Source organism: Marinicella litoralis, from assembly GCF_002591915.1.
In the GTDB taxonomy this organism is placed as follows: Bacteria; Pseudomonadota; Gammaproteobacteria; order Xanthomonadales; family Marinicellaceae; genus Marinicella; species Marinicella litoralis.
Genome location: NZ_NIHB01000002.1, coordinates 797,714 through 824,639 on the forward strand (window position 1 = coordinate 797,714; position 26,926 = coordinate 824,639).

Here is a 26,926-nt window from a genome sequence, read left to right on the forward strand (position 1 = left end):
ATTGGTATTGGCTATGAAAAAAAACTTAACTTTAAAATCCACATTTCTGATTGTGACCGCAATCATTTTGACTGCCTGTGGCAGCGATGCTCCTCAATTCACTCACTTCAAAGCATTCGACGAACGGTTCACAACTGTCATAGATACTTCAGAAGCCGAAAAATTAAAAAAACTGGCAGAATTGTTTTATGACCAACAACCGGCCACTGGCACGCAAGCTGACTTAGATTTTCAGTATTTAATAGACATAACCACCCAAGAGGGTTCAGCCAGATACCGCTGCACCAAAACTGGTTATTGTCAATTACGCACCGAGGGTGTCAAAATGCAAAAAGAAATTTTTTATTTAGAAAGGCATCGTGAATTGTATGAGGAAGCCAAACTTAATTGATTTGACTGATTAAGCCCAAGACCAATTCAGTTGATTTTCTTCCTGCCTGTTCGATGTATTGATTGAAACTTGTTTGTGCTTCTTCACCTGCCACATCGGATAAATTTCGCAGAATAAGAAAATCAATGTCATGCAAATAGCACACCTGCGCCACCGCAGCGGCTTCCATTTCACAGGCAACAACATCAGCAAACCTTTGTTTAATTTGAGCCACCTGGGATTCTCGGTAGATAAAGGATTCGCCCGTAGCAATGGTGCCTATATGATGCATGTCCTGTAGCTGGGTAGCCACTTGATCTAATTTTTTTAACCAACGGTCCTTGACAGCATAATAAACCGGCAATCCAGGCAATTCGCCAAATTCAAAACCAATTGGACTGACATCAACATCATGATGACATACCTTATCTGCAAACACAAAATCACCCACATGTGTGCCTAATTTAATCCCACCTGCCGAACCCGTGTTGATGACCAAATCAGGTTTAAACTCTCTGGCCAACCATTCAGCCGCTAAAGTGGCATTGACTTTGCCAATTCCGGATTCCAGCAAACAGACTGCATGGCCAGACCAAGAACCAAGAGTTATTTTTATATCTAAATACTGCTTATGGGTGGTTTCTTTCAATTGCTGACGAAGAAAATCACACTCCAAATGCATGGCACCAATGATGCCTATTTTTAGATGGGTGCCCGCACTCATTCGACTTGACCAGTCATCAGTTTCTGCAACTGTTCACCCGGATTATTGTGGCGCATCAATGACTCCCCAATTAAGAAACTGTGAATGTCTTGTTGTTGTAGAAATTTAATGTCCTCACTGGTGTGGATACCACTCTCACTGACAACGATGCGTTTTTCATCCACCATTTTGCGCAAATTTTGGCTGGTGGATAATGAAGTTTCAAAGGTTTTTAGGTTTCTGTTATTGATACCAATCAATTGCGCAGATGTAGCCAATGCTCGATTCATTTCTTCCTCATCGTGAACCTCCATCAATACATCCATGCCCAAGTCCATGGCCAAATCATTTAACTCAATCAGTAATTCGTCAGTCAAGCAGGCAACAATCAGCAAGATACAGTCGGCGCCCAACGCCCTGGATTGAAAAATTTGCCAAGGGTCAATCATAAAATCTTTTCTTAAAACAGGAAGCCCAACAACTTCACGAACTTGGCTTAAATAATCATCGCTGCCTTGAAAGTAATTGGAGTCAGTTAATACTGAAAGGCAGGTCGCACCACCCATGAGATAAGACTGGGCAATTTCCACTGGATTAAAATCCTCGCGGATAATACCCTTAGAGGGGGATGCTTTTTTAACCTCAGCAATCACCGCGGTGTCGCCTTTGACTACTTGATTTTCAATCGCATGGAAAAAACCTCGAGGTGTGGTTTGTTGAGCAGCGATCGTCCGCAAATCGGAGATTGAATGCAATTGTTTGCCTGCAGCCACTTCTTGTTTTTTGGTGGCTACAATTTGGTCTAATACATTACTCATACGTTGGTTCTTCAATTGTTTAAAGTGATTGTGTGTATTCAGCCAAATCTTGCATCAACTGCCAAGCACTGCCTGATTGCATGATGTCTTGAGCCATTTTCACGCCTTGACTCATATCAATGGCACACCCAGCCACGTAAATGGCTGCACCGGCATTCAATGCCAAAATATCAGCCGCTGGACTCGATTGACCTGACAAGGCTTGTTGTATCAAGTGCAAGCTTTGATGGGCATTTTCAACCACCAATGATTCAATGCCTTGCTGTGCAATCCCATACTGTTCAGGCTTGATACTGAACGTATTGATTGTTCCATGCTTTAGTTCAGCCACGTCTGTAGGTGCGGCCAAAGAAATTTCATCCATGCCGTCTTGAGAGTGAACCACCATCACATGTTTTGCCCCCAATTTCTGTAGCACTTCAGCCGCTGTTCTGACCCACTGCTTAGCAAATATACCCATGACTTGAAATGGTGTGTCTGCTGGATTGGTCAATGGACCTAACAAATTGAACATGGTTCTTACGGCCAACTCCTTGCGAGGGGCTACTGCAAACTTGGTTGCGCCATGATGAGCCGGCGCAAACAGAAAGCCGATATTGAATTTTTCAATGCAATCGGCCACCTGTTGGGCATTCAACGCTAAATTCAAACCCGCAGCTTCCAGTACATCAGCTGAGCCTGTGGTTGAGGACACTGAACGGTTACCATGTTTGGCCACACGGCAACCAGCAGCAGCAGCAATAAATGCCACAGCGGTAGAAACATTGAATATACCAATGCCATCTCCACCCGTCCCGCAGGTGTCTATTAAATGGGTTTTATCTACATCGACTTTAATCGCCCTTTGACGCATTACCACCGCGGCTTCGGTGATGTGTTCAACGGTTTCACCGTTTAATTTCAAAGCCATCAACAAACCACCAATTTGGGCCGGAGTGGCAGCACCATCCATAATTTGGTTCATCACGTCAGTCATGCTACCGCTAGGCAATGCTTGTTTTTCGCCTAATAAGTCCAAGGCATTTTGTATGGGAGTTTTTATCATTTTAATTTCTTTTATTGGGTCAAAAAGTTTTTCAACATCTGGTGACCATGTTCAGTCAAAATACTTTCAGGATGAAATTGAACCCCTGATATCGCATAGTCTTTGTGTTTAAAACCCATGATTTCATCAAATTCACCGGATGCTGTTTCAGTCCAAGCGGTAATTTCCAAACACTCAGGCAATGTCTTTTGGTCAATCACCAAAGAATGGTATCTGGTGGCATTGAAAGGGTTTTCTAATCCACTAAAAACGTCTGAATTATTATGATGAACCGCTGATATTTTACCATGCATGATGGTTTTGGCTCGAATCACATCACCGCCAAAAACCTGGCCAATCGATTGATGACCTAAACACACACCCAGCAATGGGATTTTACCGGCACATGCACGTATCATGTCCATGGAAATACCAGCCATATCAGGATTTCTCGGACCGGGTGAAATCACCACGTGGTCAGGCTTCAATGCAAGCGCCTGTTCGACTGTAATTTCATCATTCCGATATACCCGCACATCACTGCCTAACTCGCCAAAATACTGCACCAAGTTATAGGTAAAAGAATCGTAGTTATCTATCATCAACAACATGTGATGTATCCAGTCAAATCACGCATTGTACAGAATTTTTTATCAGGGGGAAAACAAAAACGGCCTCAAAGAGGCCGTTTAATACAGTCATTTAAAAAGTTCTTAGAACTTAATGGTTGCTCTGACATAACCAAACTGTCCTTCACCATCGTAATTTGATGGATCATAACCATTCAATGAACAGCTGAAACAGGTTGGTGGTCTCTTGTCAGTGATGTTGTTCACACCCGCTTCGAACTGAATGCTGTTCCACTCAGGGAATATCACCTGTAAATCATGGTAAGTGGTACCACCTAAATTATTGGTTCCTGCGGCTTCATCACTACACAAACCTTGGCCAATTAAAAAGCCAGCGCAGGTTTCAGTTAAGCCATTGATATGGCGAGTACCCCAAGTCACTTTCCAATCACGGTAGTTAACTGTGGTGTAAAGGTTTGAGTTCCAATCAGGAATACCAGAATCACTGGCTTCAATACCATCTAAATCACGACCATCTTCAGTGAATTCATTAACAAATGAATTGTTCCAAGAAGCTTGTAAATACCCCCAGTCAAACTGTGGTGATGTCCAGTTAACATTAAAATCAACACCAGAAGTTTCAATTGAGCCGATGTTGGTCAATTGGTTGCTGAAGTTTTCAATGTTTCCAAATGAATCACGGCTGAAGTTAGAACACAACGGACTGGCCGCATTGGCTGCACAACTGTCTAAAATAAATTGCGCATCAACCGCCTGTATAGCACCATCAATTTCAATGTCATAGTACGTCACTTCAAAATCCAAACTGCTGGACCAACTTCGGTCATCAGCCCATGATGGCGAATAAACAAAACCCAAGGTTAATGTTTCTGCTTCCTCAGGTGACAAATTTGGGTTGCCGCCTGTCAAAGTTGAAATTTGTGGGTTCAATTGCTCATAGTCACTTGGCACACCGGCACAACCTGGCAAACCTGGTCCACCAAAGTTACATGGGTCATTCAATTGGGCATCAAAGCGTGCTTGCGTACCGAACAACTCACCGATGGAGGGCGCTCTTAAACCTTCGGCAAAACTACCTCTGAACATCAGGTTTGAATTTGGCATGTATTTAAAACCAAATTTACCCGTGGTATCTGAACCCGATGTGCTGTAATCAGAACTTCTGAATGCCAAAGAAAAATCCAATAACTCAGCAAACGGTTGGTCAGCCAATACCGGAATTAAAAACTCAGCATAGAATTCGTCAACACTGAATTCACCAGAAGTTGGGCTGGCTGGTACACCATTACTTTCACCAGCAACAACAATGGCATCAGGTTGGAAGAAACCAGACTTTCTGCGGTATTCATAACCAACAGCTACAGACAATGGGCCGGCAGGCAACTCAAACAAGTCACCACTGATGTTAGCGGAGAAGTCGGTCAGTTCCTGCTCTGAATTATCAGATTGTACAAATGAAATGTAGTTCAACATCTCAGGTGTAATGGTTCCTGAACCGTCACCTTGGCCACCAAAAATATTCAATGGCACACAACCTGGTGTGTTGTTACAAACATCAACTGGACCCAAAGCAGTGGCAATTCTGGCGATGTTTAAAGCACCTGTTTTGCGTTGCGATGCTTGGTTTTTACCATAAACACCACTGACATCCCAAAACCAACTGCGATCAGCTGCATTGAAAGAACCTTCCAAACCAGTTGAAAAATAGGTGGTGTCGACATTTTGATTAAAGACACGAGGTCCTGCTTCTAATGGTCTTCTACCTATGAAACCAAAACCGTCTTCAAATACATTGACGCCAAATGGATTATACGGATTTGATGCATCAATAACGATGTTATCCGCGATTGCACCGGCTTCAGCAAATGGACCAATAAAGATAGGCTCAGGTGCTGCTTGGTTGGTTGATTTTCTGTTGTTATAGACACCTTTGACAAACCATGTAATGTTGTCGGTTAATTCCACAGTAACTTGGCCAAATATATTGGACCGTTCTGAGGGTGTGACGTAATAATTGTAAGGTGCAAAATTAAACCGATCACCATTATCCCAGGTATTATAATCATCCCCATTACACGGCGAGGTAGGGTCATAATTAATCGGACCAATGACACCTGCATTTAACGTACAGTCAATTTCAGTACCATTGATGTCATTCAATAAAAATCGTCCTTGTGGTGTTCCAGAACTACCACGAGTCACGCCCGTGAAAGGCACTGGAAATTGAGACAAAAATCGATCTGCAGCTGAAACTTCCTGCTGATCGGTATAACCTACATTGAACAACATATTCATTTTATCTGTTTGGTTACCAAAGGTCAGGTCAATACTGCCTGTTTCCCCATCACCTTCATCAAACGCACCTAAATAAACGCGAGCTTCAACACCTTGCATCGATTTCTTGGTAATAATGTTAACCACACCAGCAATGGCATCCGCACCATAAATTGAAGAAGCGCCATCTTTTAAGATATCAATTCGCTCAATGATACCAACGGGAATGGTATTTAGATCAACTGCATTACTTACACCAGAGCCTGAACTTCCAGCCACCCAACGCAAACCATCAACCAAAACCAGTACCCTGCCCGGATCTAAATGACGCATGTCAATTTGTGTTGATCCTGCACCAATACCACCACCGTTGGCTGGAAAACCGAAGTTGCCACTCGAATTAAACCGAGTGTTCAGTGCCGAGCCTGATTGTGTCAGTTGTTGTAAGATATCGCCCACTGATGTCAAACCTGAACGATCAATGTCTTCACGAGTCAAAGTTTGAGTGGGTTCAATGCCTTCGATTTGTGACTGTCTGATTCGCGATCCGGTGACTTGCACTTTCCCTAACTCTTCTACTGAGTCATCCTGTGCATACACCATGGGTGTCGTGAATACACAAGCTGCAGACAGGCACAAAGCCCGATACAACTTGTTTTGGTTGATTTTATTTTTCATAAATTTACCCTCGAAATAATTTAGTTTTGGAACATTTTAAGTTTGTACTTAGAATACTGCGCATCTTTGGACGCATGTAAACATCTACAGTTACAACAAAATCATATTTTCAATGTAACTATAGAGCTTTGAAAATATAGGTGAATTGGAACAATTAAGCAACGCAAATTTTGAGTAAATTTTTGTACTAACTTTATAGTACATCAAGAATTAATGATAGATTCTCTGATATTTTAGCGTTTAAAGTCCTTTGGTGGCCTGCTCAACCGCCCTAAAAACGGCTTTGGATTTATTCATGATTTCTTGCCATTCGTTTTCCGCCGTACTGTCTGCAACAATCCCTGCGCCAGCCTGCACATGTAATTCTTGGTCTTTGATAACAGCTGTTCTGATGGCAATGGCCATATCCATGTCGCCATGCCAACCCCAATACCCTACCGCTCCAGCATAAACATTTCTTTTAACCTTTTCCAGCTCTGCAATGACTTCCATGGCACGCACTTTTGCCGCGCCTGACAACGTACCGGCAGGAAACACCGCTTTGATGATGTCTGCATTGGATTTACCTGTTTTTAATTGACCCCGAATTTCCGACACAATGTGCATCACATGCGAATAATGTTCTATGATCATTTTGTCTTTGAGAACAACTGATCCAATTTCAGCAATTCGTCCAATGTCATTGCGACCCAGGTCTATCAACATCAAATGTTCAGCAATTTCTTTTGGATCGTTCAATAAATCAATTTCCAGCGCCCTGTCTTCCTCTGCCGTTTTACCCCTCGGTCGAGTCCCTGCAATGGGACGCAGCGTGACCTCATCGCCGATCCGTCTGACCAGAACTTCAGGTGATGAACCCACCACTTGATAATCACCAAAATCGATAAAATACATATAGGGACTTGGGTTCGATGCCCGCAAAGCTCGATACACATCCAATGGTCGGGCATTGAATTTGGTTGATATGCGTTGAGACAGAACCACTTGCATGATGTCACCGGATTCAATATAGGATTTACATTGGTCAACGGCTACGTTGAATTCACCTTGGGTGAAGCCGGTTTTAAAATCAGTGGTGTCTATACTGTCTTGGTTGATCAATTCTGCATATCCAGTGGTTCCAGATCGCAGGCGATGGGTTAAGTCCTCTAATCTTTTTTTGCCTTTTTCATAAGCCAGTTCTTCATGGGGATTGACATGAACCATCAACCAAACTTTACCTGCTAAATTATCAAATACTGCAATGTCTTCTGCCAACATCATATTCACATCTGGAATGTGCAATCGATCTTCTGGTGCCAACCCAATTAATTTAGGCTCAATTTGTTCAATGATTTCATATCCAAAATAACCCACCAGTCCACCGTTGAATCCGGGCAACTCTTCAATTTCAGGAACTGAATAACGGGCTTTGATGGTTTCTACCTGCTGCAACACATCCTCAACCTCATATTCATCGACCAATGTATCGTAGGCAAACTCTTGAAATTTACGACCATGTACCTGAAACCTGAAATTAGCTGACAGTCCAATGATGGAGTAGCGCCCCCATCGAGCCCCTCCTTCAACCGACTCCAACAGGAAGGTGTGCTTACCATTAGCCAATTTAAGCCAAGCACTCAATGGGGTGTCTAAATCTGCAGATATACATCGGTACAATGGTATGCGGTTGTGGCCGGCTGCAGCCATTTGCTTAAACTGTTCTTGGTTCATCATGGGGTTTTTTATCACTTCAATTTGAAGCTGTAGTTTACAACCTTGAATTCCCACTGCAAACCTAAAATTTGTTTCAATTGATGATGAAATACATTCAATGCATACATTGGCCGAAGATTTTAATAGGCAAGTCTCACTTCTCAAGCTGCAAATCACGTAAAATGTGAAACAAAATAGACTTGACCCTTTATGAGATTAAAATACCTGTTCACCCTACTGTTATTCCTGATGAGCCATTTGGCATTGGCTGATTTACTTTGCAAATTCACCTCCCCTGACCTTGATTCAGAAAAATTTGAGCACCATTGGATTTTTAATGACAAGACATTGATTTGTGACAAACCATTAATCAACTTAATTAAAAATCAGTTCGAAACCCATCCATTCAGTGAATTGATGGTCATTCGGGGCAATACCGCTGAAATTGATCCAGCTGAATTTATGGCTATAGATCACAGCGCAGGTTATAGTTTGGTACTAAAGCGCATACCCAACCCCAAACAAACTGATAAGCACTTAACTTACATTCCATTGACTCATTTTCAATCCATTGATTCATTCAACACAACCGTTAAAAGCGGAAGCCCGAATGTACTACAGCTGGTCAACCTTGTAGATGCCGATCGGTGGCTCGCTGACATTGTTACTTTAAGTGGGTGGTCAAGACGCACCGGAGAAACTGGAAATGATTCGGCGGCCAATTGGATAGCCGCTCAATTCAAGCTGATGAATTTGCAAGTCAGTCAACCAAGTTTTCAAGTGGGACAAAACACCACCCAAAACATCATGGGCATACAATTGGGGCAAACTCGACCTGACGACTGGTACTTGGTCGGTGGCCACATGGATTCGGTGCCCACTGGCAATGCGCCCGGTGCGGTTGACAATGCCAGTGGTTGTGCTGCTGTGATTGAAATGGCAAGAGTTTTGAGTCAATTCAAATTTGCAGGCACCTTGATTTTCATATGTTATTCAGGTGAGGAACAAGGCTTGATTGGCAGTGAATTCCATGCTGACACGCTGATCAATGAGGGCAATGACAGTAAAATCAAACTGGCTCTGACTCTTGACATGGTTGGCTATACCAGCAACAGCAAACATCAATTACTGATCGAGTCATCCGCCACTTACCAAAACTTGATGAATGAAATGGCGCAAAATGCAGCCATTTATGCACCTGGCTTAACGGTGCTGACCACCACCAATTATTTTGGCTCAGACCATGTTTCATATATAAACAATGGCATGCCAGGCCTTTTATCAATTGATGTGGATTGGGGTGTCTACCCTGATTATCATCAAAATACCGATTTACCAGAAAACATTAATCTCACCCAAGGTGAATACATCATCAAAACCAATCTGGCCACAATCGCAGACAATGCTACGGTCATCGGTTTATCAGACGTGATATTTGCCAGCGGATTTGAATAAATCAATCGGCATAATCATATTCACCACCTTTGGCCAAAGCTTTGGTGTAAGCCGGTCGTGCTTGAAAAGACTTAACAAACTTAACGATATGCGGGTGTGATTCTTTGGTGATGCCCCCTTTCGCCACACTGGCCTCTAATGGAAATGACATTTGGATGTCGGCCCCAGTGATGCTGTCGCCAGCAAAGTACTCATTGGCCGCCAAATGATCTTCCACATATTGAAAATGAGTTTTTAAATTGGGCGTCACAAATGATGACAAGACCTTATTGGCAATACCGTGAGCGATGGGTTTCACAAAAAAAGGCATTTTGCTGCTTTTTACTTTATCAAAGACAATTTTCAATAACATCGGCGACATCAGTGAACCTTCTGCATAATGTAACCAATACATATATGGCTGATATTTTTTACTGTTGCGTCTTGGCACCCACTCACCTTTGCCGTATTTATGCCCTAAAAAATCGATGATTGCACCCGATTCTGCCAACACCTGATCACCATCTGTGACCACCGGCGATTTACCCAGAGGATGAACGGCCTTCAATTCATCTGGCGCCAGCATGGTTTCTGCATTTCTTGCATAAAATTTAATTTCATACTCAACCCCCAATTCTTCTAAAAGCCATAGGATGCGTTGTGAGCGGGAGTTGTTTAAATGGTGAACTGTAAGCATATTGATCGCGGTGTTTGGAAAACTTTACATTTTAGCATCAATACAACTCAGGTTCGACTTGTGTCGGTTTCAGCCGAGTTGCTCATAAGCCCGAAAGCAATGGTTTTAAGCCTCTTAATCTTTGACCACAATGACTTTGCCATTGCGTTTGCCTGAAGCCGCTGCTGCCACTGCCTGTTTGATGTCTTTAACTGGATAGGTGGCGTGTACAGGTGCTGATAATTTGCCTTCTGCAATTAATCCAATCAATGAAGCATACAAGGCTTGCTGTTTCTCAGGTGTAGACGTCCTGAACCATTTGGCCAACCAAAAACCGCGCACCGTGATGTCTTTAAAAATGATGACAGTGGGTGGCATCATACAAGCATCACCACTCATGGCGCCATAATTAACCAGCGTAGCACCTTCACTCAGCACCGCTCCCAATCGCGCAGTGGCAGCACCGCCAACAGCATCTATACCCAGTTTAATCACCGCCCCACCGGTCGCAGCCTTCACCTGTTCAACCAATTCATCACCATCTACTAACACCACATCAGCACCCGCAGCCAACAAAGGTTCAATCAATGATTCACGGCGCACCACATTGATCGTTTTTAAACCACGTAATTTGGCCAATGTGATCAAATAAGAACCAACCCCTGAGTTGGCTGCGTTTTGAATCACCCAATCACCTGGTTTTAAATCAACAAACTCACTTAACAGCAATGAGGCTGTTGGCGGATTGACTGTGATCATAGATAACTGGACTGGATCTACCCCATTGGGCAAGGCAATTAATTTTTCGGCCTTTGCCACCATATGGGTGGCCCAAGTTCCAATCCCCATTGGCAGCAGTACAGTTTGTCCAATGGCCGGTTCACTCACGCCCTCACCATGTTCAATGACTCTGGCGACACCCTCATTACCACCTATCGCTGGCAATGGCGGCAATATACCGTAATGCCCAGTTAAAGTAAGTACGTCTGAAGGGTTGATTGGTGCTGCCAACATCTCCAACAAAACCTGCCCTTCCGTTAACTGTGGTTTATCAAAGGGCACCGCTTCGATTAAATCTTGAGGAATGGGGCCACGAGATTGGTATTCTGCTTTCAACATGATTTGCTCCGAATGGGGTTGGTATAAAAGCAGGTATTGTACATCAAGATCAGAACACGGTTTTCTGGTGATTTATCAGTCACCACTGAATGGCAACAGTGAACGTTCAAACCTTGGCCAACTCTTGTGCTTGCCTTTGCCACCGCTGGATAATTTTTTCACAGACATCAGGATTACTTTGCAATAAATCGGCCGCCATTGACTTGGCTTGTTTGAACAATACAGCATCTTGTTCGGGGTTTGAAAATCGAAATTCCATGCTGCCTTTCTGCCGAGTACCCAAGATTTCCCCAGGACCTCGCAATTTGAGGTCTTGTCGAGCAATTTTAAAACCATCATTGGTCTCTCGCATGGTGGTTAACCTGACTTGAGCATTCTCACTCAAGGGTGCTTGATACATCAGCACACAATGGCTTTGGCGATTTCCACGCCCGACTCGTCCCCTTAATTGATGCAATTGAGACAATCCCAAACGCTCAGCATTTTCAATCACCATCAAGCTGGCATTGGGTACATCCACCCCGACTTCTATCACTGTGGTGGCAATCAACAATTGAATTTCATTGGCTTTAAAACGATCCATCACTGCCTGTTTATCATCACTTTTTAAACGACCATGAATCAGCCCCACTTCAAGATCAGGGAACCAATCCTTGAGTTCTTCAAATGTATCTTGAGCGGCTTTGGCCCGCAGATGTTCCGACTCTTCAATTAAGGTACAAACCCAATAGGCCTGTTCCCCTTTATCACAAGCATGTCGAATGCGTTCAGCCAATTGTGGCATTTTATGGTTATCCAATAACACCGTGTTGATGACTTTGCGGTTGGGTGGCAATTCATCTATCACCGATATGTCCAGATTGGCATACGCAATCTGCGCCAAAGTCCGCGGTATCGGGGTGGCCGTCATGATTAAACTGTGCGGGGTGAGGTCATTTGCCTGACCTTTTTGCTTCAACATCAATCTTTGATGTACCCCAAACCTGTGTTGTTCATCGATGATTACCAAGGCCAAATTCCGATAGATAACATCTGCCTGGAACAAAGCGTGGGTACCAATGATCACATCAGCACTGCTGGCAATCTTCGCCAACACTTCAGTCCTGATTTTTCCTTTGATCTTACCTGACAAAAAAACCACTTCATGTTCAGGAAAGTAATCTTTCAAGGTCAACAAATGTTGTTCAGCCAAAATTTCAGTTGGCGCCATCATCACTGCTTGTTTGCCATGAACCAATGCGGCTTGGATGGACAGAGCAGCTACCACCGTTTTACCACTGCCCACATCCCCCTGGACCAGGCGTTGCATGGGATGATTGCGAGCCAAATCATGGTGTATTTCGTTAACCACCCGATGCTGTGCACCTGTCAATTCAAAGGGCAGTCGACTGAGCAGCTGCTGTTTTTGCATTTTATTGATGGGCATAAGCGGCGCATTCAGTCGTTCTATGGCAGATCGCGCCTGATGCATGGCCAAAAAATGAGCCAAAATTTCTTCAATTTTCAACCTTTGTTGTGCTGGGTGTGTGTGATTCAATAATTTCATCACATCGGCATCTGGCGGTGGTTTGTGGACAAACTTCAGGGCATCTGACAAGGTCGGCATCTGTTGTGCAGACAACCATTGGGCTGGTAACAATTCATCCAATTTGAACGCACCTTGTTCTAACAAAGTAATGGCTTGGGCTGCGGCTTTCTGTAACAGCTTTTGTGAAATGCCTTCCGACTTAGGATAAATGGGTGTCAAGGACTGAGCCAAAGCAGGTTGTTCTTCACCCAAGGTAAATTCGGGATGGATGATCTCCATGCCATACATGCCATGTTTGATTTCACCATAGGCCCGAATCCGCACCCCAGTTTTCATCTTAATTTTTTGCGAGTAATAAAAGTTAAAAAACTTCAGTTGCATGAATTGGCTGCCATCATCAATTTCGCAGACCAAGATGGGCCTTCTTCCTTGTGTGACATAGGATTTGGTGATTTCCCCTTCGACTTGGGCATAACTGAAGCCAGTCAACTTATCGATGGCGGTGATTTTGGTTTTGTCTTCATAACGCAAGGGCAAATGGAACAATAAATCCATGACATCCGTCAAACCAAATTCTTGCAGTTTAACTGCAGTGGTTTTACCTATGCCTTTGAGTTCAGTCAGCTCCATGCTAGATGAGTATACTGCGGCAGTTAACTCACAGCAATGATGGCATCAATCTCAATCAAAGAATCTTTGGGTAATCTGGCCACTTGCACTGCCGCTCTGGCAGGGTAAGGTTCTTGAATGTATTCACCCATGATTTGATTCAGCTGAGCGAAATGCTCTAAATCCTGTAAAAACACATTCAGCTTGATCGCGTTTTGCAAAGAAGTGCCCGCCTCATTTGCAATGGCTATCAAGTTTTTAAACACCTGATGGGCTTGCAATTCAAATTCAGGAGCCAACATTTCACCGGTCGCAGGATCGATTGGAATTTGGCCTGAAGTGTATAAGGTGTTGCCATGAACAATGGCTTGTGAATAGGTGCCAATGGCAGCAGGTGCTTGATCGGTTTTAATTATTTTTTTCATGATAAACTCTTTTTACATTCAATACTTCTGGACGACTTTGCAATTGACCCATTAAATTTTGAGCGTGTCTTTTGCTTTCGACTTCGACAACAAACAACAATTGAGAAAAACCCGTGTCTTTGTCTTTTTGATCGATGGTAACAATATTAACATCTTCACCCGCTATCACAGACGCCAAGTTAGCCAAAACACCGGTTCGATTCACCACATCAACCTCCAATGAAGTTTTAAAAACCCCTGAGGTATTGATGTTCCAACTACAATAGACCTTTCTTTCCGGCGAACTTTTTAAAGTTTCAAACAAATTAATACAGGCACTGCGATGAATCACCACACCTTTGGCCGGACTGAGGTACCCCGTAATGTCATCACCTGGTAATGGCAAACAACAATTGGGATAGTTGACAATTGAGCCCTCTGTACCATCAATGCTCAACGACTCTTTGGGCTGATAATCCTTATCCAGTTTACGCTGTTTCATCAGCGGCATTAATTTCCTCGCCGCTATAGATGGCAACAACCGCCCAAAAGCAAAGGACTTCAACAGTTCATCCATACTGTTTAACTGGTAGTGTTTGAGTACCCGCTTAATAGACCTTGTATCCAATTTTTCAAATGAATGGCCAAAAGTATCTAAGGCCCTGTCTAACATGCGATGACCCAACACCAAAGCATCTTCATCCTTGATGTCTTTAAGTTCTTTTCGAATAGCTGTTCTGGCTTTACTGGTTACTACAATGCGCAACCATTCAGCGTTCACTGTCAATCCACTGGCTGTTTTGATAGATACAGTGTCACCCGTATCCAATACCTGAGACAATGTTGCGGGATTGCCATTAATCAAACCACTTTCAGCATGAGTACCCACTGAAGTGTGAATGGCAAAAGCAAAATCTAAAACACAGGATTTACTGGGTAATTGTACGATGTCGCCTTTGGGAGTAAAAACATAAATTTCATCGGTACCTAAATCCCCTTTTAGGTTTTCATAAAACTCCAATGAACTGCCTGAGTCTTTTTGGATTTTCAACAGGGAGTTAAGCCAACTTCGGGCTTTGGTCAAAGATTGGGTTTGTTGGGCATTTTTGTGTTTATACAACCAATGTGCTGCCACACCAGCTTCAGACAACTGATCCATTTCTTCGGTTCTGATTTGAACTTCCAGTTTCATACCAAACGGCCCGGTTACCACTGAATGCAATGACTGATAACCATTCTGTTTAGGTACCGCTATATAATCTTTAAAACCATTTTCATTGGGTGGATATAAGTTATGAATAACCCCCAATGCCAAGTAACATTGATGCAATTCCTTAACCACAATCCTGACACCAAACAAATCATGAATGTCTTCTATATCAACCTGTTTGGATTTGATCTTTTTGTATGTGCTATAGGGCGACTTTTTGCGCCCAGTAACCTCGGCATGCATGGATGATTCCAGCAAGGCTTTTTCAATGTTTTTACGTATCTTTTCAACTGCTTTTTTTCGATTACCGGCAATTTGAGTCGAGGTTTCATGAATGGATTTGTATTGATTGGGATGCAGGGCTTTAAAAGCATGGTCTTCCAACTCATGCTGAATGGCTTTCAAACCCATACGCTCAGCTATTGGTGCATAAACATCCAAAGTTTCTCGAGAAATCCTGCGTTGTCCTGATGTGCTCATGGCCGCAATGGTTCGCATGTTATGCAATCTATCGGACAATTTAATGATAATGACTCGGATGTCATCAGCCATGGCAAACAACATTTTTACGAAGGTTTCAGCCTGTGCTTCCTTCAAGTTTCTGAATTTCAACTTATCCAGTTTGGTAACAGCCTCAACTAAATTTGCCACATCAACATTGAAATGTTTGGTGATATCAGCGTGTGTAATATCGGTGTCTTCTATGGTGTCATGCAATACGCCAGCGATCAAAGTATCCACATCCACGCGCAATTCGGCCAGAACTGTGGCCACTGTTATTGGGTGGGTGATGTAAGGTTCGCCAGATTTGCGTATCTGTTTTTCATGCGCTGCCGCACCAAAGTGAACCGCTTTTCTGAGCTTTAACTTTTCTTCGGGATTAAGGTAAGGGTTGGTTGTTTCTTTGAGCGTTTTAAAAGCAGATTGAACGGCTTTGTGGCTCATTGTGTTGGAGGTGAATGATAACTCACTCACATCCAGCACCTATCGATTGATTTGTTGATAAAACGCTATTCTGCGTCTTCATTGTCTTGAGTTTCAGCTGCTGCATTCCATGCATCCAACTCTCTGGCTCGTTTCGCTTCTAATTCCAATTCAGCCAACACTTCATCATTGATTTTATCTTCAGCAATTTCTCTCAATGCCAATACAGTGGGTTTGTCATTTTCTTCATCAACCATTGGCTCTTGTCCATTGGCAATCAATCGTGCGCGTTTGGCCGCCATCAATACCAAATCAAATCTGTTCGGTACTTTTTCTAAACAATCTTCTACTGTGACTCGTGCCATAATATTTCCATCAATTTCAAGCTAATCGCGCATTGTAATCAAAAAGCCATTAGAATTCAAAACAAATACACCAAGAATTCAACAATAATCACCTTCCAATCCCTTTATCTGCTGCGATTTCTTGCTGCCTTTCTTTATCAGTGATTAAAGGCTCATATTTAGCAATCAAAGCATTAATGACCGATGATTGATAATAATCCAAGCCATCATCCTTTTTTAAATTCCGCAAAATCCTTACGGCCCGATAATTCCTGCCCATTAAATGCTCTTTGCGAGCCATCGACTCTCCAGCTTGTATGGGCTTCAGCGCATTGTAATAGGCTATCGATAACAGGTCATAATAATGAGGGTTGTTGGGTTGCAACATGGTCAACTTGCGTAAATTCTTAATCGCTTGATCTATCCACTCAAATGATTTTGATTGCAACAAGATGTTAGCTGTAGTTTCTAATACCGTTTCATTACCATCATTCCATTTTAGCAATTGATCAATCTTCGATTTTGCCGCCTCGGCATCTACCTTGGCCAGAATTTGCACCTCCAATAAATCAACCAAATGTTTAACACTGGGTTCTGGATTGATTTTTGCAATGGTTTTCAATGCTGCATTGAACTGATTTTGTCTGAACTGATGTAATGCATAACCATACAAATTGGCTTGCTTGTGGGTATCATCAGTGCTTAATGCGCCCAAATAATAGGCCTCTAAATCAGTAAACTCATCAATGGTCATCACCCTGATTCGCTCTTTAACGTAGTTGTATATAACTGATTCCACATAATCCTTTTTGGGAAAAGCTTTCAATCTATTCTTGGCTTCCGTGACGCGGTTTACTGACAATGGATGGGTTCTTAAATATTCGGGAAGTTGATACCTGGGGTCAATCCTGTTTTTTTGCATCAGTTTGGCAAAAAAGTCAGACATCCCTTCAGGGTTAAGGCCCGCTTGATACAAGGTATTGATACCCACCCTATCCGCTTCGTATTCATGGTATCGAGTGAAGTTGATGGCCAATTGTTGTTGAATTGCTGACATACTGGCCGCAATGGCGATGGGCGCATCACCGCTGTTGGAAGTTTGTGCGGCGGCCACTGCAGCCAACATGCCCAGCAAAATTGGTATGGTGGACTTTTGTTGTTTGGCCATCATCCGTGAAATGTGTCGCTGATTAACATGCGCAATTTCATGAGCCAATACACCGGCCAATTCGCTTTCTGTTGCAGTTTCCAGCATCAACCCAGAATAAATAACCACCAATCCACCGGGGTATGCTGATGCATTGATGACATTGGCTGGTACCATGAAAAAATCAAAAGGCTGTTCAGGCTTTCCGGAATAAGCAGCCAGCTGATACCCTAAATGATAAATATAAGAAGCCACCACCGGATCGGTCATGACAAAGTTATACTGATACATTTGTTCTTTGATACTTTGTCTGTACCGTTGTTCATCATCAGCAGACAACACCTTATCTGCAGGATTGCCTAGATCTGGCAACTTAAATTCTGCCCATGCCAAGTTTCCCACGTAAAACAGGATGATAATTGCGAGTGATATTTTTTTCATAGTCATATTGTAGACATCTGACAAGTAAATACATGTAAAATTCAAACAGAATATTGTTATTTATTACCAATTGGATTATTTTCCATCAGTAATGATAAATTCAAATGACTTAACAAGTTTTTTATAGGGTAAATCCGCCTCTAGAAAACAGACAACAACCATGAAATTTAACCTACTTATCAACCCAATACATTCTTGGCAAGACAGCAATGACCATGCATTGATACTGGTCCAGTCGATGATTAACCACGGGCATCAAATCAATGCTGTGTTCTTCTATGGTGAATCTTCACAGATCGCCGCTAAACCAGATTTTCAAATTAGCTGGAAAAAACTGATTCAACAACAAACATTTGATCTGTTGATATGTAGGACCATGATTGAATACCATGAAATCAAACCCCAGCTTGAACCTGAGTTTAAAATTGTGGGCATGGGTCATTTAACATTGGCTATGGAACAAAGTGACAGAACTGTGGAGCTGGTTTGATGAAGTGCCTCTTTGTAATCAATGAACAGCTAAGCGACCAGCAAATTGAACGTCAGTATCTATTAATGATTGCCATGCTCAACTTTGATTTTGAGGTTAATCTGGTTTTCATGGATGGCGCTCATGAGATGTGGCTCAATCATGAAAGTCATACAAAACACCTCAATGCCCTGACCATGTATGGTGCTAAATGTCACAGCTTCACAACCTCTTTTAATTCATCAGAACACAAGCATGATTTGCTTAATCAAGCGGCTTTCAATGCATTAAAAAACGACATGGATTTTATATCATGAGCACTTTGCATTTATACCACTGGGAAAATACAGTTGGCTTGAAACACCGAATCAAGCTGATGAACCAAGAGGACAGCTTGGTTATTTATGGGCACGTGACAGAAGCCGAATTGAATGCCATTCAAGGTATATTTACCCGCATTGGTATCAATTGGTACCTTGTAAACAATCCCAATGAGCCCCACATCAACGATAACTGTATAAATCATGATGATTGGCTTAAGTTAATTATCAGCAATCAAAATTGTTTTGCTTGGAAATGAAAGAATTAGAATTAGACCAACATGGCCACTTAATTAATCAAGAACAATGGTCAGAACAAACAGCTGTTGCACTGGCACGCACAGATGGTATGACATTGACCGATGATCATTGGTTGATCATTCATGCTGTCAGAGAAATTTACAGCATCACTGGCGAAACCCCACCCATGCGTCTGCTGATTAAAGCTTTGAATCAAAGCATTGAATTTGAAATTAATTCTCGTTTTTTATACCGTTTGTATCCAGATGGTCCAGTCAGATATGCCAGTAAACACGCCGGCTTACCTAAACCCAAACATTGTATGTAATTATGAACAAAATCATCATCTACAGCACCCAATTGTGCCCATACTGCAACGCAGCCAAACAACTGTTAAACAGCAAAGGTCTTAAGTATGAAGAGATCAGGGTTGATTTAGACCGTCAAGAACGAGCGATCATGATGCAAAGGTCTGGCCGAACCAGTGTGCCACAAATATTCATAGGCGAAAAACACATTGGTGGATTTGATGATTTAAATGCCTTGAATCGATCTGGCAAATTGGATCAGTTACTGAAGTAATTAATTTTCATTTGTGGCTGGGATGATTTTTTTCGGCCAAGATTCAATGATGGCATTGACCAGTGTGGCCAATGGAATGGCAAAGAAAACGCCCCAGAAACCCCAAACACCACCAAAGAACAAAACCGCCACTATGATGGCAACTGGATGCAAGTTAGTCACTTCAGAAAATAACCATGGCACCAGTACATTGCCATCAAGCATTTGAATCACACCATAAGAAATCATCACATATGCAAATGACCACGTCCAACCAAATTGGACAAAACCCACCAATGCTATGGGTACAGTCACAGCAACAGCCCCAATAAATGGAACCAACACTGAAAACCCAGTCAAAGTAGCCAATAACACAGCATACTGCAGGTCCAAAAATACAAACACAATATAACTGCTTAAGCCAACCAATAAAATTTCAAATGCCTTGCCTCGAACATAGTTGCCAATTTGAGCATCGACTTGGTGCCAAACAGACAATGTCAATTTAGAGTCTTTGGGGATAAATTGGCGCAACCAAGTCACTATGACTGCTTTGTCTTTCAACAAAAAGAAAACCAAAATAGGCATCACCACCAAAAAAACAGCAATTGAAAAAGCTGAAAACACCGAAGAAACTGTTTTACCTAAAATGGTTTGGCCCATGTTAGACATCTCATTGGTTACACTGACTATCAAGGAATCGACTTGTGCTTCTTTAATCATGGTGGGGTATTTATCTGGTAACGCTTTCAGAAAATCCAAACCTGTCGCAATATACGCAGGTAGCGACTGAGCCAACTGTGTCACTTGGGAAGTCAATTTCGGCACCAGCCAAATAATAAGTACAAACATCACCGCAATAAAGATTAAAAACACCAACCCCACTGCCAACACGCGCGGGACTTTTAATTTTTCCAACCGAACAATGACACTCTCTAATAAATATGCCACCACAATACTGGTTAAAAAAGGAGCCAAGGGTTTGCCAAAATAGATGACAAAAACAAATCCGAAGATCAATGCAGAAATGAGGATGACTATTTGAGGGTCAGAGAAGTTTCGCTTAAACCAGCTTGAAATTACATTCATTGTTAAACCAGGGGTGTTTGGTTAATAGAACCTGTAATCAAAAAATGAACAACCAAGACAACACAGCTTCCGTGTGCTTTCCTTTGAGTTCGCTGCTTACACTGCCAAAATCAGTTCGACCAAAATTCAAGGGTTTGGGCGCAAAACTGGCATATAAGTCTAATTCGCCACCAAACAAGGGGGTGCTCAAACCAACACGCACGCTGTATGGCGCTGAGATGGCGTTAAGAATGGTGGTTAAATCTCTGTCTGTAGCTGGTGGTTGTTGACGACCAGCATATTCCAAATTCAATTTCGCGCCACCTTTGAATGCATGCTCATAACTGAATGAAAAAACCGTGTGGTCATCCCATAAAAAATCTGGGCTTTCAAAATCATTCAAAAATGTTAAGAAAATATCAGGATAAGATCTGCTCACAAAAGCGTTGATGTCACTGTAAAAGCTGTGAGTCGCTCGCAATGTCACCGTGTCATTGTCAGAAATTCCAAAACCAACAGCCATGTCAATTTTTTCTGGGATATCAAAATCAGCAGGATCAGCCTGCACGCCCAGTAAACGACTGAACCCATCCATGTCAATTTTAGATTGGTATTTGGTGTCAATAACGAAGCGACTGAAAACCCTTTGTGATATGCCTAAATTCAAACCCAAGCCATTACTGGTTTCGGTGTAACTGACAGAATACAAATCCAGTTGATCAAACCCATTTATTTCTGAGGCTAAAAAATTGATGTCTGAGTAATTTTGTTGAGCAAAGACCACCGCTAAACTCAATTCTGAATTGTCATTCACACGATATGCAAATCCTGGGGCAAAGATACTGCGCCTGAAGGAATCTTTATCAGTTAACAAAAAGGGATCGTATTGAAAATGGTTTTCCCTGAAGCTCACTGTTTTCAAAAATGATTGATCGTAGTCGAAGGTAAAGAAGTATGATTTGCCATCGGTTAAATTTTTCAGCTGATGAAACCTGTCGGCATTGAAATACATTTTGGCACCTTGAAAGCTCAAAGCGTCGGCAAACTGGTCAATTTGGTTCAGTTGCAGGTTGGAATAAAAATTAGGAAAAATACGATTGGCAATGTCATTGCGCCAATGACCTAGATCCATTTTTCCATCCAACAGATTCAAGTCAGTGGATGAATATTGCCAAGAATAGCCTTCTTCCACAGACGAATAGGCATCAGCAAATGATGCATTATGCATCAAGCCAATAGCCAACATCACTGAATAGGTTGTTTTTATAAGGTTTTTAAACATTTATCTAATATTTCGCCGTATGGTGAATAATGGCAAAAAAACAACAAAAAGTCAATTTTTCACCACTAAATACCCTAAAAAAAGCCGATAAAAACCGAATGGTTGTTGCAAAAACACAACACGACCGAAATAACTGCCCTGTTTACAACCTTGAAATGACTGCATCAGTGAAATCAGCCGTGTATGCCGATCCACCCAAATCTCCGGTCAAGCGGTCTTTGTCTAACAATGTTTTTCTGATGGCTAACCTGATTCGATTGGCCTCTGCCACATAACCCAGATGCTCAATCATCATAGCGGCAGCGAGTATCAATGCTGTTGGATTGGCAATTTTCATGCCTGCAATGTCTGGCGCTGAACCATGAACTGCTTCAAACATGGCCACATCTGAACCAATGTTGGCTCCAGGGGCCATTCCCAAGCCACCCACCAGACCGGCGCATAAATCTGAAATGATGTCACCAAACAAATTGGTGGTCACAATCACATCAAATTGGCTGGGATTCATCACCAGTTGCATACAGGTGTTGTCAACTATCAATGTATTGAATTCAATTTCAGGGTATTCTTTGGCCATCTCTTGTGCCACTTCTAAAAATAAACCAGAAGTGGTTTTCATGATATTGGCCTTGTGTACAGCCGTGACTTTTTTACGACCGGCTTTTTTTGCAATCTCAAAAGCATAGCGCACAATGTTTTCTGAGGCTTCTCGAGTGACCACAATTTTAGACTCAGCAATGGTGCGGTCTGCATTGATGGTTTGACCCTCACTTAAATAGGCACCTTCGGTATTTTCTCTGATGGTTAAAATATCAATATTCTCATACATTGACTTGGTGCCTTCAAAAGTCACCACAGGACGAACATTGGCAAACAAATTAAAATGTCTGCGCAACGCCACATTGATTGAACTGAATCCCTTACCAACCGGTGTGGTCAACGGCCCTTTGAGACAGATCTTATTGGCCTTGATCGCATCCAAAGTGTCTTGTGGTAATAAATCACCGTGCTTTTCCAAAGCTTCTAAACCAGCATCTTTAAAATCGTATTCAAAATCCAAGTCCATTTGGTCCAAAATTTTAATGGTGGCGTCCATGATCTCAGGTCCAATACCATCGCCTTTAATGATTGTTATTTTTTGTGTCATTATTGTGTCATCCTGTTCATTCATATTTTGGGCAGAATTATAACTCAATTGACTATTGTATGTCTTTGATATGCATTAAAACCGTATCAACATGACCCGGTACTTTGACTTTGCGCCACTCGGCCAAAATTTCACCTTCATGATTCAATAAAAATGTACTGCGTTCTATTCCCATAAAAGTTTTGCCATACATTTTCTTTTCTTTGATGACGCCAAACTGTTGACACAGAATTTCGTCAGTATCAGCAATCAATGAAAGCTTCATGTCAAATTTGTTTTTAAAATTTTGTTGTTTTTTCAAACTGTCCGCTGAAACGCCAACGACTTGACAATTCAGCGCTAAAAACGAATCCAACCTGGCACTGAATTCATTGCTTTCTGTGGTACAACCAGGGGTATTGGCGCGCGGATAAAAAAACAACACCAACTTGTCTTGACACAACTGTGCCAGTGATTGCTCTGTTTCATCGGTCAGTTGGTTTTTATGTTGCCAAACTTTATTATCTATTTTAACCATTGTTTAATACACGTTTTTCTAAAAAAGCATATAATTATGCGCTTTTGAAGTTTTTATACAAGTTTAAATATGGGCCAAATTCAAGCCAAAGACCTCTCAGGATGCATGGTTGCACTTGTCACACCAATGAATCCTGATGGCAGCATTAATTTCTCAGAATGGGAAAGACTGATTCAATGGCACATTGATAACAGGACCGATGCCATCGTAGTGGCTGGTACCACAGGGGAATCATCGCTGTTAAGCAAAGATGAAATTGAAAGTTTGAGTCAATCAGCTGTGAAGTTATGCCAGCAGAGCCCAACCACCAAAGTCATCATTGGAACTGGAGGCATTGACCCCAACCATGTGATCGCAGCCAATAAACTGGCCAAAAAAAATGGTGCTGATGCCGTTTTGATTGTTACTCCCTATTACCTGACCTTGACACAACAGGCTTTGATTGAACATTTTACGGCCATTGCTGAACAGACTGAATTACCCATCATTCTTTACAATGTGCCTACAAGAACTGTTAATGACTTAACCTCCAGCACCACGGCTCAGCTGGCTAAAATTCAAAACATCATTGGGATCAAAGAAGCCAAATCTGACATGGGCCGAATCGATCAACTGGTCAAAATCAAAAACTTCGCTGTATTATCTGGCGATGACGGCACATTTATTGAAGCGATGAAACGTGGTGCACATGGTGTCATCAGTGTTGCAGCCAATGTCAGGCCTCAAGCCATCAAAGACTTATGCAACCACATGCAATTGGGCGACATTGAACAAGCCAACTCGTTGAATACTGAATTAAGCCCCTTGTATGATTATTTATTCCACGAACCCAACCCTTGCCCGGTTAAAAGCTTGATGCATCATACAAATATGATATCATCTGGCATCCGTAAACCTTTGGTCATGACTGAGATCAAAAAAAATCAAGTCAAACCATTTACCCCATCCATTATTCAGGAGTTTAGTTCAATATGAATTCAATGTTGAAAACCTTGTTAACAGTCAGTTCAGTGTTGCTGCTTGCCAACTGTAACCGTTTGGTTAAAGAGGAAGCCTATTTAGAAGCTGAAAGCACGCCAAGTCTCAAAGTTGTCGATGGCAAGGACATGCCCAGAACCAGTAACAACTTAAACATCCCTGAAGTCGATGCCAGAGGTTCCAAAGTTGCACCTGATTCGCGTCCACCTGAAATGGCTTTTGCCCGTCGAAGAAGTGAAGATGAAAACGTGGTTATTATTGAATCGCAAGGCATGCCGACGATAGAAATATTCAATGACAAAGACGCCTGGGATTTGATGATTGATGACCATGGTTATAATTGGCAATTGTTGAGTGAAGACCAAGAAAATTGTCAAGCCACTTTCCGTTTTTATGACCCCATCACTGAAGAAGTTTCAAACCGAAATTTCTTTAAAAAGCTTTTCACCATCAACAGCAACTACGTTGACCGTTCAGGCGAATACGTACTGACATGTTTAAAACTTCCACAAAAACAACAAATTTGGTTACAAACCATCGATTTTGAAGCGCCCTCATCATATGTTGTGGATGATTTATTCATTCATATCTATGAAGCTGCAACAGCTACAGAAACCGCTGCAACAGAATAAAACCAATTCTTTGGTCAATAAAAAGGCGCCTTGGGCGCCTTTTTATATTCAAAATCATTCAAATAAATCTAATCACCCCGATCCAACAAATCAACCTTGTCTTTAACCTGCGCCCAATCATCTGCATCATCTGGCGCTTCAATCATTTCGGTTATCACCGGCCAAGACTCTGACAATTCCTTGTTGATTTCAATGAATTTTTCTTGGCCTTCGGGCAAATCATCTTCAGGGTATATCGCTTCAATAGGACATTCTGGCTCACACAATGTACAATCAATACACTCCTCTGGATCAATCACTAAAAAGTTAGGGCCTTCATGAAAACAATCAACTGGACACACCTCAACACAATCGGTGTATTTACACTTGATACATGCCTCTGTCACCACAAAAGTCATTCATTTGCTCCTTGATTTGATATAATGGGCAATTATACAACAAGCCGATAATTTGACGCCAATAAACTTGCTTAATAACAACCTCATAACATATACCCAAAAAGAACACAGACTTCCAACTGCCGAAATCAACCCATCGGCCAGAAAGATCATCTCTAAACTGGTCGAAAATGGATTTGAATCCTATCTTGTGGGCGGCGCTGTGCGCGATTTATTATTGGGACTTCACCCAAAAGACTTCGACATTGCCACAGAAGCGACGCCTGAAGAAATCAAATCTATATTCAAAGGTAAATGCAGAATCATAGGCAGAAGATTTCGCTTGGCTCATATCTATATGGGCAACTGTATTTATGAGGTGGCCACATTCCGCGGCAGTGATCCAGGTGATCGAGTCATAAAGAAGGGCCAAATCATACGTGACAATGTGTTTGGTTCAGTAGACCAAGATGCCTTACGTCGTGACTTCAGCTGTAATGCCTTGTATTACGATGTCATGGAAGAAAACATTCTGGATTTCGCCAATGGTGTGAAAGATTTAAAAACCGGCGAACTTAAATTAATCGGCAACCCAACCACCCGTTTTATTGAAGACCCTGTTCGGATACTGCGAGCCATCAGGTTCCATGCCAAACTGGGACTGGTGTTAACCGATGAAATGAAACAATGTATCATCAACAACAAACACCACCTGGCCAAGGTGCCAGCTGCGCGTTTGTTTGATGAAACCGTCAAACTGTTTCATTGTGGCCACATGGAAATTGCATTCAATGCATTGGCAGAATTAAAAGTACTCGAAATGTTATTCCCCAATGCTGCAAAAATCGTCAGTACCGACTCACATTGGAATGATTTTTTAATCACCGCATTCAGAAACACCGACAACCGATTAAAAAATGGATTGTCGGTAACCCCCGTGTTTTTAACAGCCTGTGTTTTGTGGTTGGAATTTATACCGATTTATCATCGCTTGTGTCAACAAGGTAAAAACTCACATGATGCGCTGCATGAAGCAGCCAGCCAGGTAATGGTCAACCAACGTGAAGTGTTGATGATCCCCAAAGCCATCCAAAATGGCATCAGACAAATGTGGATGTTGCAACTGCGATTCAAAAAGATGTTTGGCAAAGGTGTTTACAGTACCTTGCATCATCCCAGATTTCGTGCTGGCTATGACTTTTTATTACTCAGAGGAAGTATCAACCCAGAGTTGGCTGCGAAAGCTGAATTCTGGACCAACATACAAACCATGGCCCCAGAAGCCGTTAAAAGTTTAATCTTTGGTAAAAAAGTCAAACGCAAGAAAATGAATTATGAGTTATAAAC

Annotated in this window: 28 protein-coding genes; 10 read left to right on the forward strand and 18 right to left on the reverse strand. The window is 42.1% G+C overall.

The genetic code is table 11. The features are described 5' to 3' along the window. Positions 1 to 13: 13 nt before the first annotated feature. Positions 14 to 391 (forward strand): hypothetical protein, encoded by a 378-nt coding sequence (locus CCS90_RS09965; protein ID WP_099019382.1) that lies wholly within the window; start codon positions 14 to 16, stop codon positions 389 to 391. On the opposite strand, the gene CCS90_RS09970 is transcribed toward CCS90_RS09965, so the two are convergent. The 6 genes from CCS90_RS09970 to trpE all read right to left on the reverse strand — a co-directional run bounded on the left by CCS90_RS09970 (position 384) and on the right by trpE (position 8,173). Next, positions 384 to 1,094 carry a 5'-methylthioadenosine/adenosylhomocysteine nucleosidase gene (locus CCS90_RS09970; RefSeq protein WP_099019383.1) on the reverse strand — a complete coding sequence of 237 codons (711 nt, stop codon included), beginning with the start codon at positions 1,092 to 1,094 and terminating at the stop codon, positions 384 to 386. The two genes, CCS90_RS09965 and CCS90_RS09970, sit on opposite strands and share 8 nt — an antisense overlap. Continuing rightward, positions 1,091 to 1,891, reverse strand: coding sequence for an indole-3-glycerol phosphate synthase TrpC (gene trpC / locus CCS90_RS09975; RefSeq protein ID WP_099019384.1), 801 nt, complete (start codon positions 1,889 to 1,891; stop codon positions 1,091 to 1,093). Before trpC ends, CCS90_RS09970 begins: the two co-directional genes overlap by 4 nt. Before the next feature lie 19 nt (positions 1,892 to 1,910). Further along, positions 1,911 to 2,936, reverse strand: coding sequence for an anthranilate phosphoribosyltransferase (trpD, locus tag CCS90_RS09980; protein ID WP_099019385.1), 1,026 nt, complete (start codon positions 2,934 to 2,936; stop codon positions 1,911 to 1,913). A gap of 11 nt (positions 2,937 to 2,947) precedes the next feature. Continuing rightward, positions 2,948 to 3,526: an anthranilate synthase component II gene (locus CCS90_RS09985; RefSeq protein ID WP_099019386.1), complete on the reverse strand. Its 579-nt coding sequence runs from the start codon at positions 3,524 to 3,526 to the stop codon at positions 2,948 to 2,950. A 102-nt stretch (positions 3,527 to 3,628) separates the two neighbouring features. Then, positions 3,629 to 6,457 (reverse strand): TonB-dependent receptor domain-containing protein, encoded by a 2,829-nt coding sequence (locus CCS90_RS09990; RefSeq protein ID WP_099019387.1) that lies wholly within the window; start codon positions 6,455 to 6,457, stop codon positions 3,629 to 3,631. Positions 6,458 to 6,697: 240 nt separating this feature from the next. Then, on the reverse strand, positions 6,698 to 8,173 hold the full coding sequence (trpE, locus tag CCS90_RS09995; protein WP_099019474.1) for an anthranilate synthase component I: 1,476 nt from the start codon (positions 8,171 to 8,173) through the stop codon (positions 6,698 to 6,700). Between the two features lie 189 nt (positions 8,174 to 8,362). On the opposite strand from trpE, the gene CCS90_RS10000 reads away from it, so the two are divergent. Beyond that, positions 8,363 to 9,607, forward strand: a complete 1,245-nt coding sequence (locus CCS90_RS10000; RefSeq protein WP_099019388.1) for a M28 family metallopeptidase — start codon at positions 8,363 to 8,365, stop codon at positions 9,605 to 9,607. Position 9,608: 1 nt separating this feature from the next. Here the strand turns inward: CCS90_RS10000 and CCS90_RS10005 are convergent, their stop codons facing one another. From CCS90_RS10005 to CCS90_RS10035, 7 genes are all read right to left on the reverse strand, one after another. Then, entirely contained in the window at positions 9,609 to 10,283 is a 675-nt protein-coding gene (locus tag CCS90_RS10005; protein WP_099019389.1) for a glutathione S-transferase, read from the reverse strand. Positions 10,284 to 10,397: 114 nt separating this feature from the next. Further along, the gene (locus CCS90_RS10010) at positions 10,398 to 11,381 is read right to left on the reverse strand and encodes a zinc-dependent alcohol dehydrogenase family protein (protein WP_099019390.1); all 984 of its coding nucleotides are present in this window, start codon (positions 11,379 to 11,381) and stop codon (positions 10,398 to 10,400) included. Positions 11,382 to 11,487: 106 nt separating this feature from the next. Then, entirely contained in the window at positions 11,488 to 13,539 is a 2,052-nt protein-coding gene (recG, locus tag CCS90_RS10015; RefSeq protein ID WP_099019391.1) for an ATP-dependent DNA helicase RecG, read from the reverse strand. Positions 13,540 to 13,562: 23 nt separating this feature from the next. Further along, on the reverse strand, positions 13,563 to 13,943 hold the full coding sequence (locus CCS90_RS10020) for a RidA family protein (protein WP_257205617.1): 381 nt from the start codon (positions 13,941 to 13,943) through the stop codon (positions 13,563 to 13,565). Next, positions 13,927 to 16,107: a RelA/SpoT family protein gene (locus CCS90_RS10025; RefSeq protein WP_143751555.1), complete on the reverse strand. Its 2,181-nt coding sequence runs from the start codon at positions 16,105 to 16,107 to the stop codon at positions 13,927 to 13,929. Before CCS90_RS10025 ends, CCS90_RS10020 begins: the two co-directional genes overlap by 17 nt. A gap of 35 nt (positions 16,108 to 16,142) precedes the next feature. After that, entirely contained in the window at positions 16,143 to 16,421 is a 279-nt protein-coding gene (rpoZ, locus tag CCS90_RS10030) for a DNA-directed RNA polymerase subunit omega (RefSeq protein ID WP_099019394.1), read from the reverse strand. Between the two features lie 88 nt (positions 16,422 to 16,509). After that, complete coding sequence (locus CCS90_RS10035) at positions 16,510 to 17,988, reverse strand: M48 family metalloprotease (protein ID WP_162846799.1); 1,479 nt, start codon at positions 17,986 to 17,988, stop codon at positions 16,510 to 16,512. A gap of 160 nt (positions 17,989 to 18,148) precedes the next feature. Between CCS90_RS10035 and CCS90_RS10040 the strand changes: the two genes are divergently transcribed. The 5 genes from CCS90_RS10040 to grxC are packed head-to-tail and all read left to right on the forward strand — an operon-like array spanning position 18,149 to position 19,599. Continuing rightward, the gene (locus CCS90_RS10040) at positions 18,149 to 18,478 is read left to right on the forward strand and encodes a DsrE family protein (protein WP_099019396.1); all 330 of its coding nucleotides are present in this window, start codon (positions 18,149 to 18,151) and stop codon (positions 18,476 to 18,478) included. Further along, the gene (locus CCS90_RS10045) at positions 18,478 to 18,774 is read left to right on the forward strand and encodes a hypothetical protein (protein WP_133566470.1); all 297 of its coding nucleotides are present in this window, start codon (positions 18,478 to 18,480) and stop codon (positions 18,772 to 18,774) included. Before CCS90_RS10040 ends, CCS90_RS10045 begins: the two co-directional genes overlap by 1 nt. Then, positions 18,771 to 19,037 carry a hypothetical protein gene (locus CCS90_RS10050; protein ID WP_099019398.1) on the forward strand — a complete coding sequence of 89 codons (267 nt, stop codon included), beginning with the start codon at positions 18,771 to 18,773 and terminating at the stop codon, positions 19,035 to 19,037. The genes CCS90_RS10045 and CCS90_RS10050 overlap by 4 nt, the downstream gene beginning before the upstream one ends. Continuing rightward, a complete protein-coding gene (locus tag CCS90_RS10055; RefSeq protein WP_099019399.1) occupies positions 19,034 to 19,345 on the forward strand; it encodes a TusE/DsrC/DsvC family sulfur relay protein in 312 nt (103 codons plus the stop codon). Before CCS90_RS10050 ends, CCS90_RS10055 begins: the two co-directional genes overlap by 4 nt. A 2-nt stretch (positions 19,346 to 19,347) precedes the next feature. Further along, a complete protein-coding gene (gene grxC, locus CCS90_RS10060; protein WP_099019400.1) occupies positions 19,348 to 19,599 on the forward strand; it encodes a glutaredoxin 3 in 252 nt (83 codons plus the stop codon). On the opposite strand, the gene CCS90_RS10065 is transcribed toward grxC, so the two are convergent. The 4 genes from CCS90_RS10065 to CCS90_RS10080 form a co-directional block, all read right to left on the reverse strand. Continuing rightward, the gene (locus tag CCS90_RS10065) at positions 19,600 to 20,667 is read right to left on the reverse strand and encodes an AI-2E family transporter (protein WP_099019401.1); all 1,068 of its coding nucleotides are present in this window, start codon (positions 20,665 to 20,667) and stop codon (positions 19,600 to 19,602) included. Positions 20,668 to 20,704: 37 nt separating this feature from the next. Continuing rightward, complete coding sequence (locus tag CCS90_RS10070; RefSeq protein ID WP_099019402.1) at positions 20,705 to 21,928, reverse strand: hypothetical protein; 1,224 nt, start codon at positions 21,926 to 21,928, stop codon at positions 20,705 to 20,707. A gap of 142 nt (positions 21,929 to 22,070) precedes the next feature. Continuing rightward, the gene (locus tag CCS90_RS10075; protein WP_099019475.1) at positions 22,071 to 23,075 is read right to left on the reverse strand and encodes an isocitrate dehydrogenase; all 1,005 of its coding nucleotides are present in this window, start codon (positions 23,073 to 23,075) and stop codon (positions 22,071 to 22,073) included. 52 nt (positions 23,076 to 23,127) lie between these two features. Further along, positions 23,128 to 23,592 carry a peroxiredoxin gene (locus tag CCS90_RS10080; RefSeq protein WP_099019403.1) on the reverse strand — a complete coding sequence of 155 codons (465 nt, stop codon included), beginning with the start codon at positions 23,590 to 23,592 and terminating at the stop codon, positions 23,128 to 23,130. A gap of 69 nt (positions 23,593 to 23,661) precedes the next feature. Here CCS90_RS10080 and dapA point away from each other — a divergent pair, with 69 nt between their 5' ends. Beyond that, positions 23,662 to 24,567 (forward strand): 4-hydroxy-tetrahydrodipicolinate synthase, encoded by a 906-nt coding sequence (gene dapA, locus CCS90_RS10085; RefSeq protein WP_099019404.1) that lies wholly within the window; start codon positions 23,662 to 23,664, stop codon positions 24,565 to 24,567. Further along, complete coding sequence (locus tag CCS90_RS10090; RefSeq protein WP_099019405.1) at positions 24,564 to 25,202, forward strand: hypothetical protein; 639 nt, start codon at positions 24,564 to 24,566, stop codon at positions 25,200 to 25,202. Before dapA ends, CCS90_RS10090 begins: the two co-directional genes overlap by 4 nt. A 68-nt stretch (positions 25,203 to 25,270) precedes the next feature. On the opposite strand, the gene fdxA is transcribed toward CCS90_RS10090, so the two are convergent. Further along, on the reverse strand, positions 25,271 to 25,600 hold the full coding sequence (gene fdxA / locus CCS90_RS10095; RefSeq protein WP_099019406.1) for a ferredoxin FdxA: 330 nt from the start codon (positions 25,598 to 25,600) through the stop codon (positions 25,271 to 25,273). A gap of 52 nt (positions 25,601 to 25,652) precedes the next feature. Between fdxA and pcnB the strand changes: the two genes are divergently transcribed. Then, complete coding sequence (gene pcnB / locus CCS90_RS10100; RefSeq protein WP_162846800.1) at positions 25,653 to 26,924, forward strand: polynucleotide adenylyltransferase PcnB; 1,272 nt, start codon at positions 25,653 to 25,655, stop codon at positions 26,922 to 26,924. Positions 26,925 to 26,926 lie beyond the last annotated feature (2 nt).

Excerpts from the sequence above, each read along its gene's own strand:
- CCS90_RS09965 (WP_099019382.1), top strand. The coding sequence starts at position 14 with ATGAAAAAAAACTTAACTTTAAAATCCACATTTCTGATTGTGACCGCA.
- CCS90_RS09970 (WP_099019383.1), bottom strand. The coding sequence starts at position 1,094 with ATGAGTGCGGGCACCCATCTAAAAATAGGCATCATTGGTGCCATGCAT.
- trpC (WP_099019384.1), bottom strand. The coding sequence starts at position 1,891 with ATGAGTAATGTATTAGACCAAATTGTAGCCACCAAAAAACAAGAAGTG.
- trpD (WP_099019385.1), bottom strand. The coding sequence starts at position 2,936 with ATGATAAAAACTCCCATACAAAATGCCTTGGACTTATTAGGCGAAAAA.
- CCS90_RS09985 (WP_099019386.1), bottom strand. The coding sequence starts at position 3,526 with ATGTTGTTGATGATAGATAACTACGATTCTTTTACCTATAACTTGGTG.
- CCS90_RS09990 (WP_099019387.1), bottom strand. The coding sequence starts at position 6,457 with ATGAAAAATAAAATCAACCAAAACAAGTTGTATCGGGCTTTGTGCCTG.
- trpE (WP_099019474.1), bottom strand. The coding sequence starts at position 8,173 with ATGATGAACCAAGAACAGTTTAAGCAAATGGCTGCAGCCGGCCACAAC.
- CCS90_RS10000 (WP_099019388.1), top strand. The coding sequence starts at position 8,363 with ATGAGATTAAAATACCTGTTCACCCTACTGTTATTCCTGATGAGCCAT.
- CCS90_RS10005 (WP_099019389.1), bottom strand. The coding sequence starts at position 10,283 with ATGCTTACAGTTCACCATTTAAACAACTCCCGCTCACAACGCATCCTA.
- CCS90_RS10010 (WP_099019390.1), bottom strand. The coding sequence starts at position 11,381 with ATGTTGAAAGCAGAATACCAATCTCGTGGCCCCATTCCTCAAGATTTA.
- recG (WP_099019391.1), bottom strand. The coding sequence starts at position 13,539 with ATGGAGCTGACTGAACTCAAAGGCATAGGTAAAACCACTGCAGTTAAA.
- CCS90_RS10020 (WP_257205617.1), bottom strand. The coding sequence starts at position 13,943 with ATGAAAAAAATAATTAAAACCGATCAAGCACCTGCTGCCATTGGCACC.
- rpoZ (WP_099019394.1), bottom strand. The coding sequence starts at position 16,421 with ATGGCACGAGTCACAGTAGAAGATTGTTTAGAAAAAGTACCGAACAGA.
- CCS90_RS10035 (WP_162846799.1), bottom strand. The coding sequence starts at position 17,988 with ATGAAAAAAATATCACTCGCAATTATCATCCTGTTTTACGTGGGAAAC.
- CCS90_RS10040 (WP_099019396.1), top strand. The coding sequence starts at position 18,149 with ATGAAATTTAACCTACTTATCAACCCAATACATTCTTGGCAAGACAGC.
- CCS90_RS10045 (WP_133566470.1), top strand. The coding sequence starts at position 18,478 with ATGAAGTGCCTCTTTGTAATCAATGAACAGCTAAGCGACCAGCAAATT.
- CCS90_RS10050 (WP_099019398.1), top strand. The coding sequence starts at position 18,771 with ATGAGCACTTTGCATTTATACCACTGGGAAAATACAGTTGGCTTGAAA.
- CCS90_RS10055 (WP_099019399.1), top strand. The coding sequence starts at position 19,034 with ATGAAAGAATTAGAATTAGACCAACATGGCCACTTAATTAATCAAGAA.
- grxC (WP_099019400.1), top strand. The coding sequence starts at position 19,348 with ATGAACAAAATCATCATCTACAGCACCCAATTGTGCCCATACTGCAAC.
- CCS90_RS10065 (WP_099019401.1), bottom strand. The coding sequence starts at position 20,667 with ATGAATGTAATTTCAAGCTGGTTTAAGCGAAACTTCTCTGACCCTCAA.
- CCS90_RS10070 (WP_099019402.1), bottom strand. The coding sequence starts at position 21,928 with ATGTTTAAAAACCTTATAAAAACAACCTATTCAGTGATGTTGGCTATT.
- CCS90_RS10075 (WP_099019475.1), bottom strand. The coding sequence starts at position 23,075 with ATGACACAAAAAATAACAATCATTAAAGGCGATGGTATTGGACCTGAG.
- CCS90_RS10080 (WP_099019403.1), bottom strand. The coding sequence starts at position 23,592 with ATGGTTAAAATAGATAATAAAGTTTGGCAACATAAAAACCAACTGACC.
- dapA (WP_099019404.1), top strand. The coding sequence starts at position 23,662 with ATGGGCCAAATTCAAGCCAAAGACCTCTCAGGATGCATGGTTGCACTT.
- CCS90_RS10090 (WP_099019405.1), top strand. The coding sequence starts at position 24,564 with ATGAATTCAATGTTGAAAACCTTGTTAACAGTCAGTTCAGTGTTGCTG.
- fdxA (WP_099019406.1), bottom strand. The coding sequence starts at position 25,600 with ATGACTTTTGTGGTGACAGAGGCATGTATCAAGTGTAAATACACCGAT.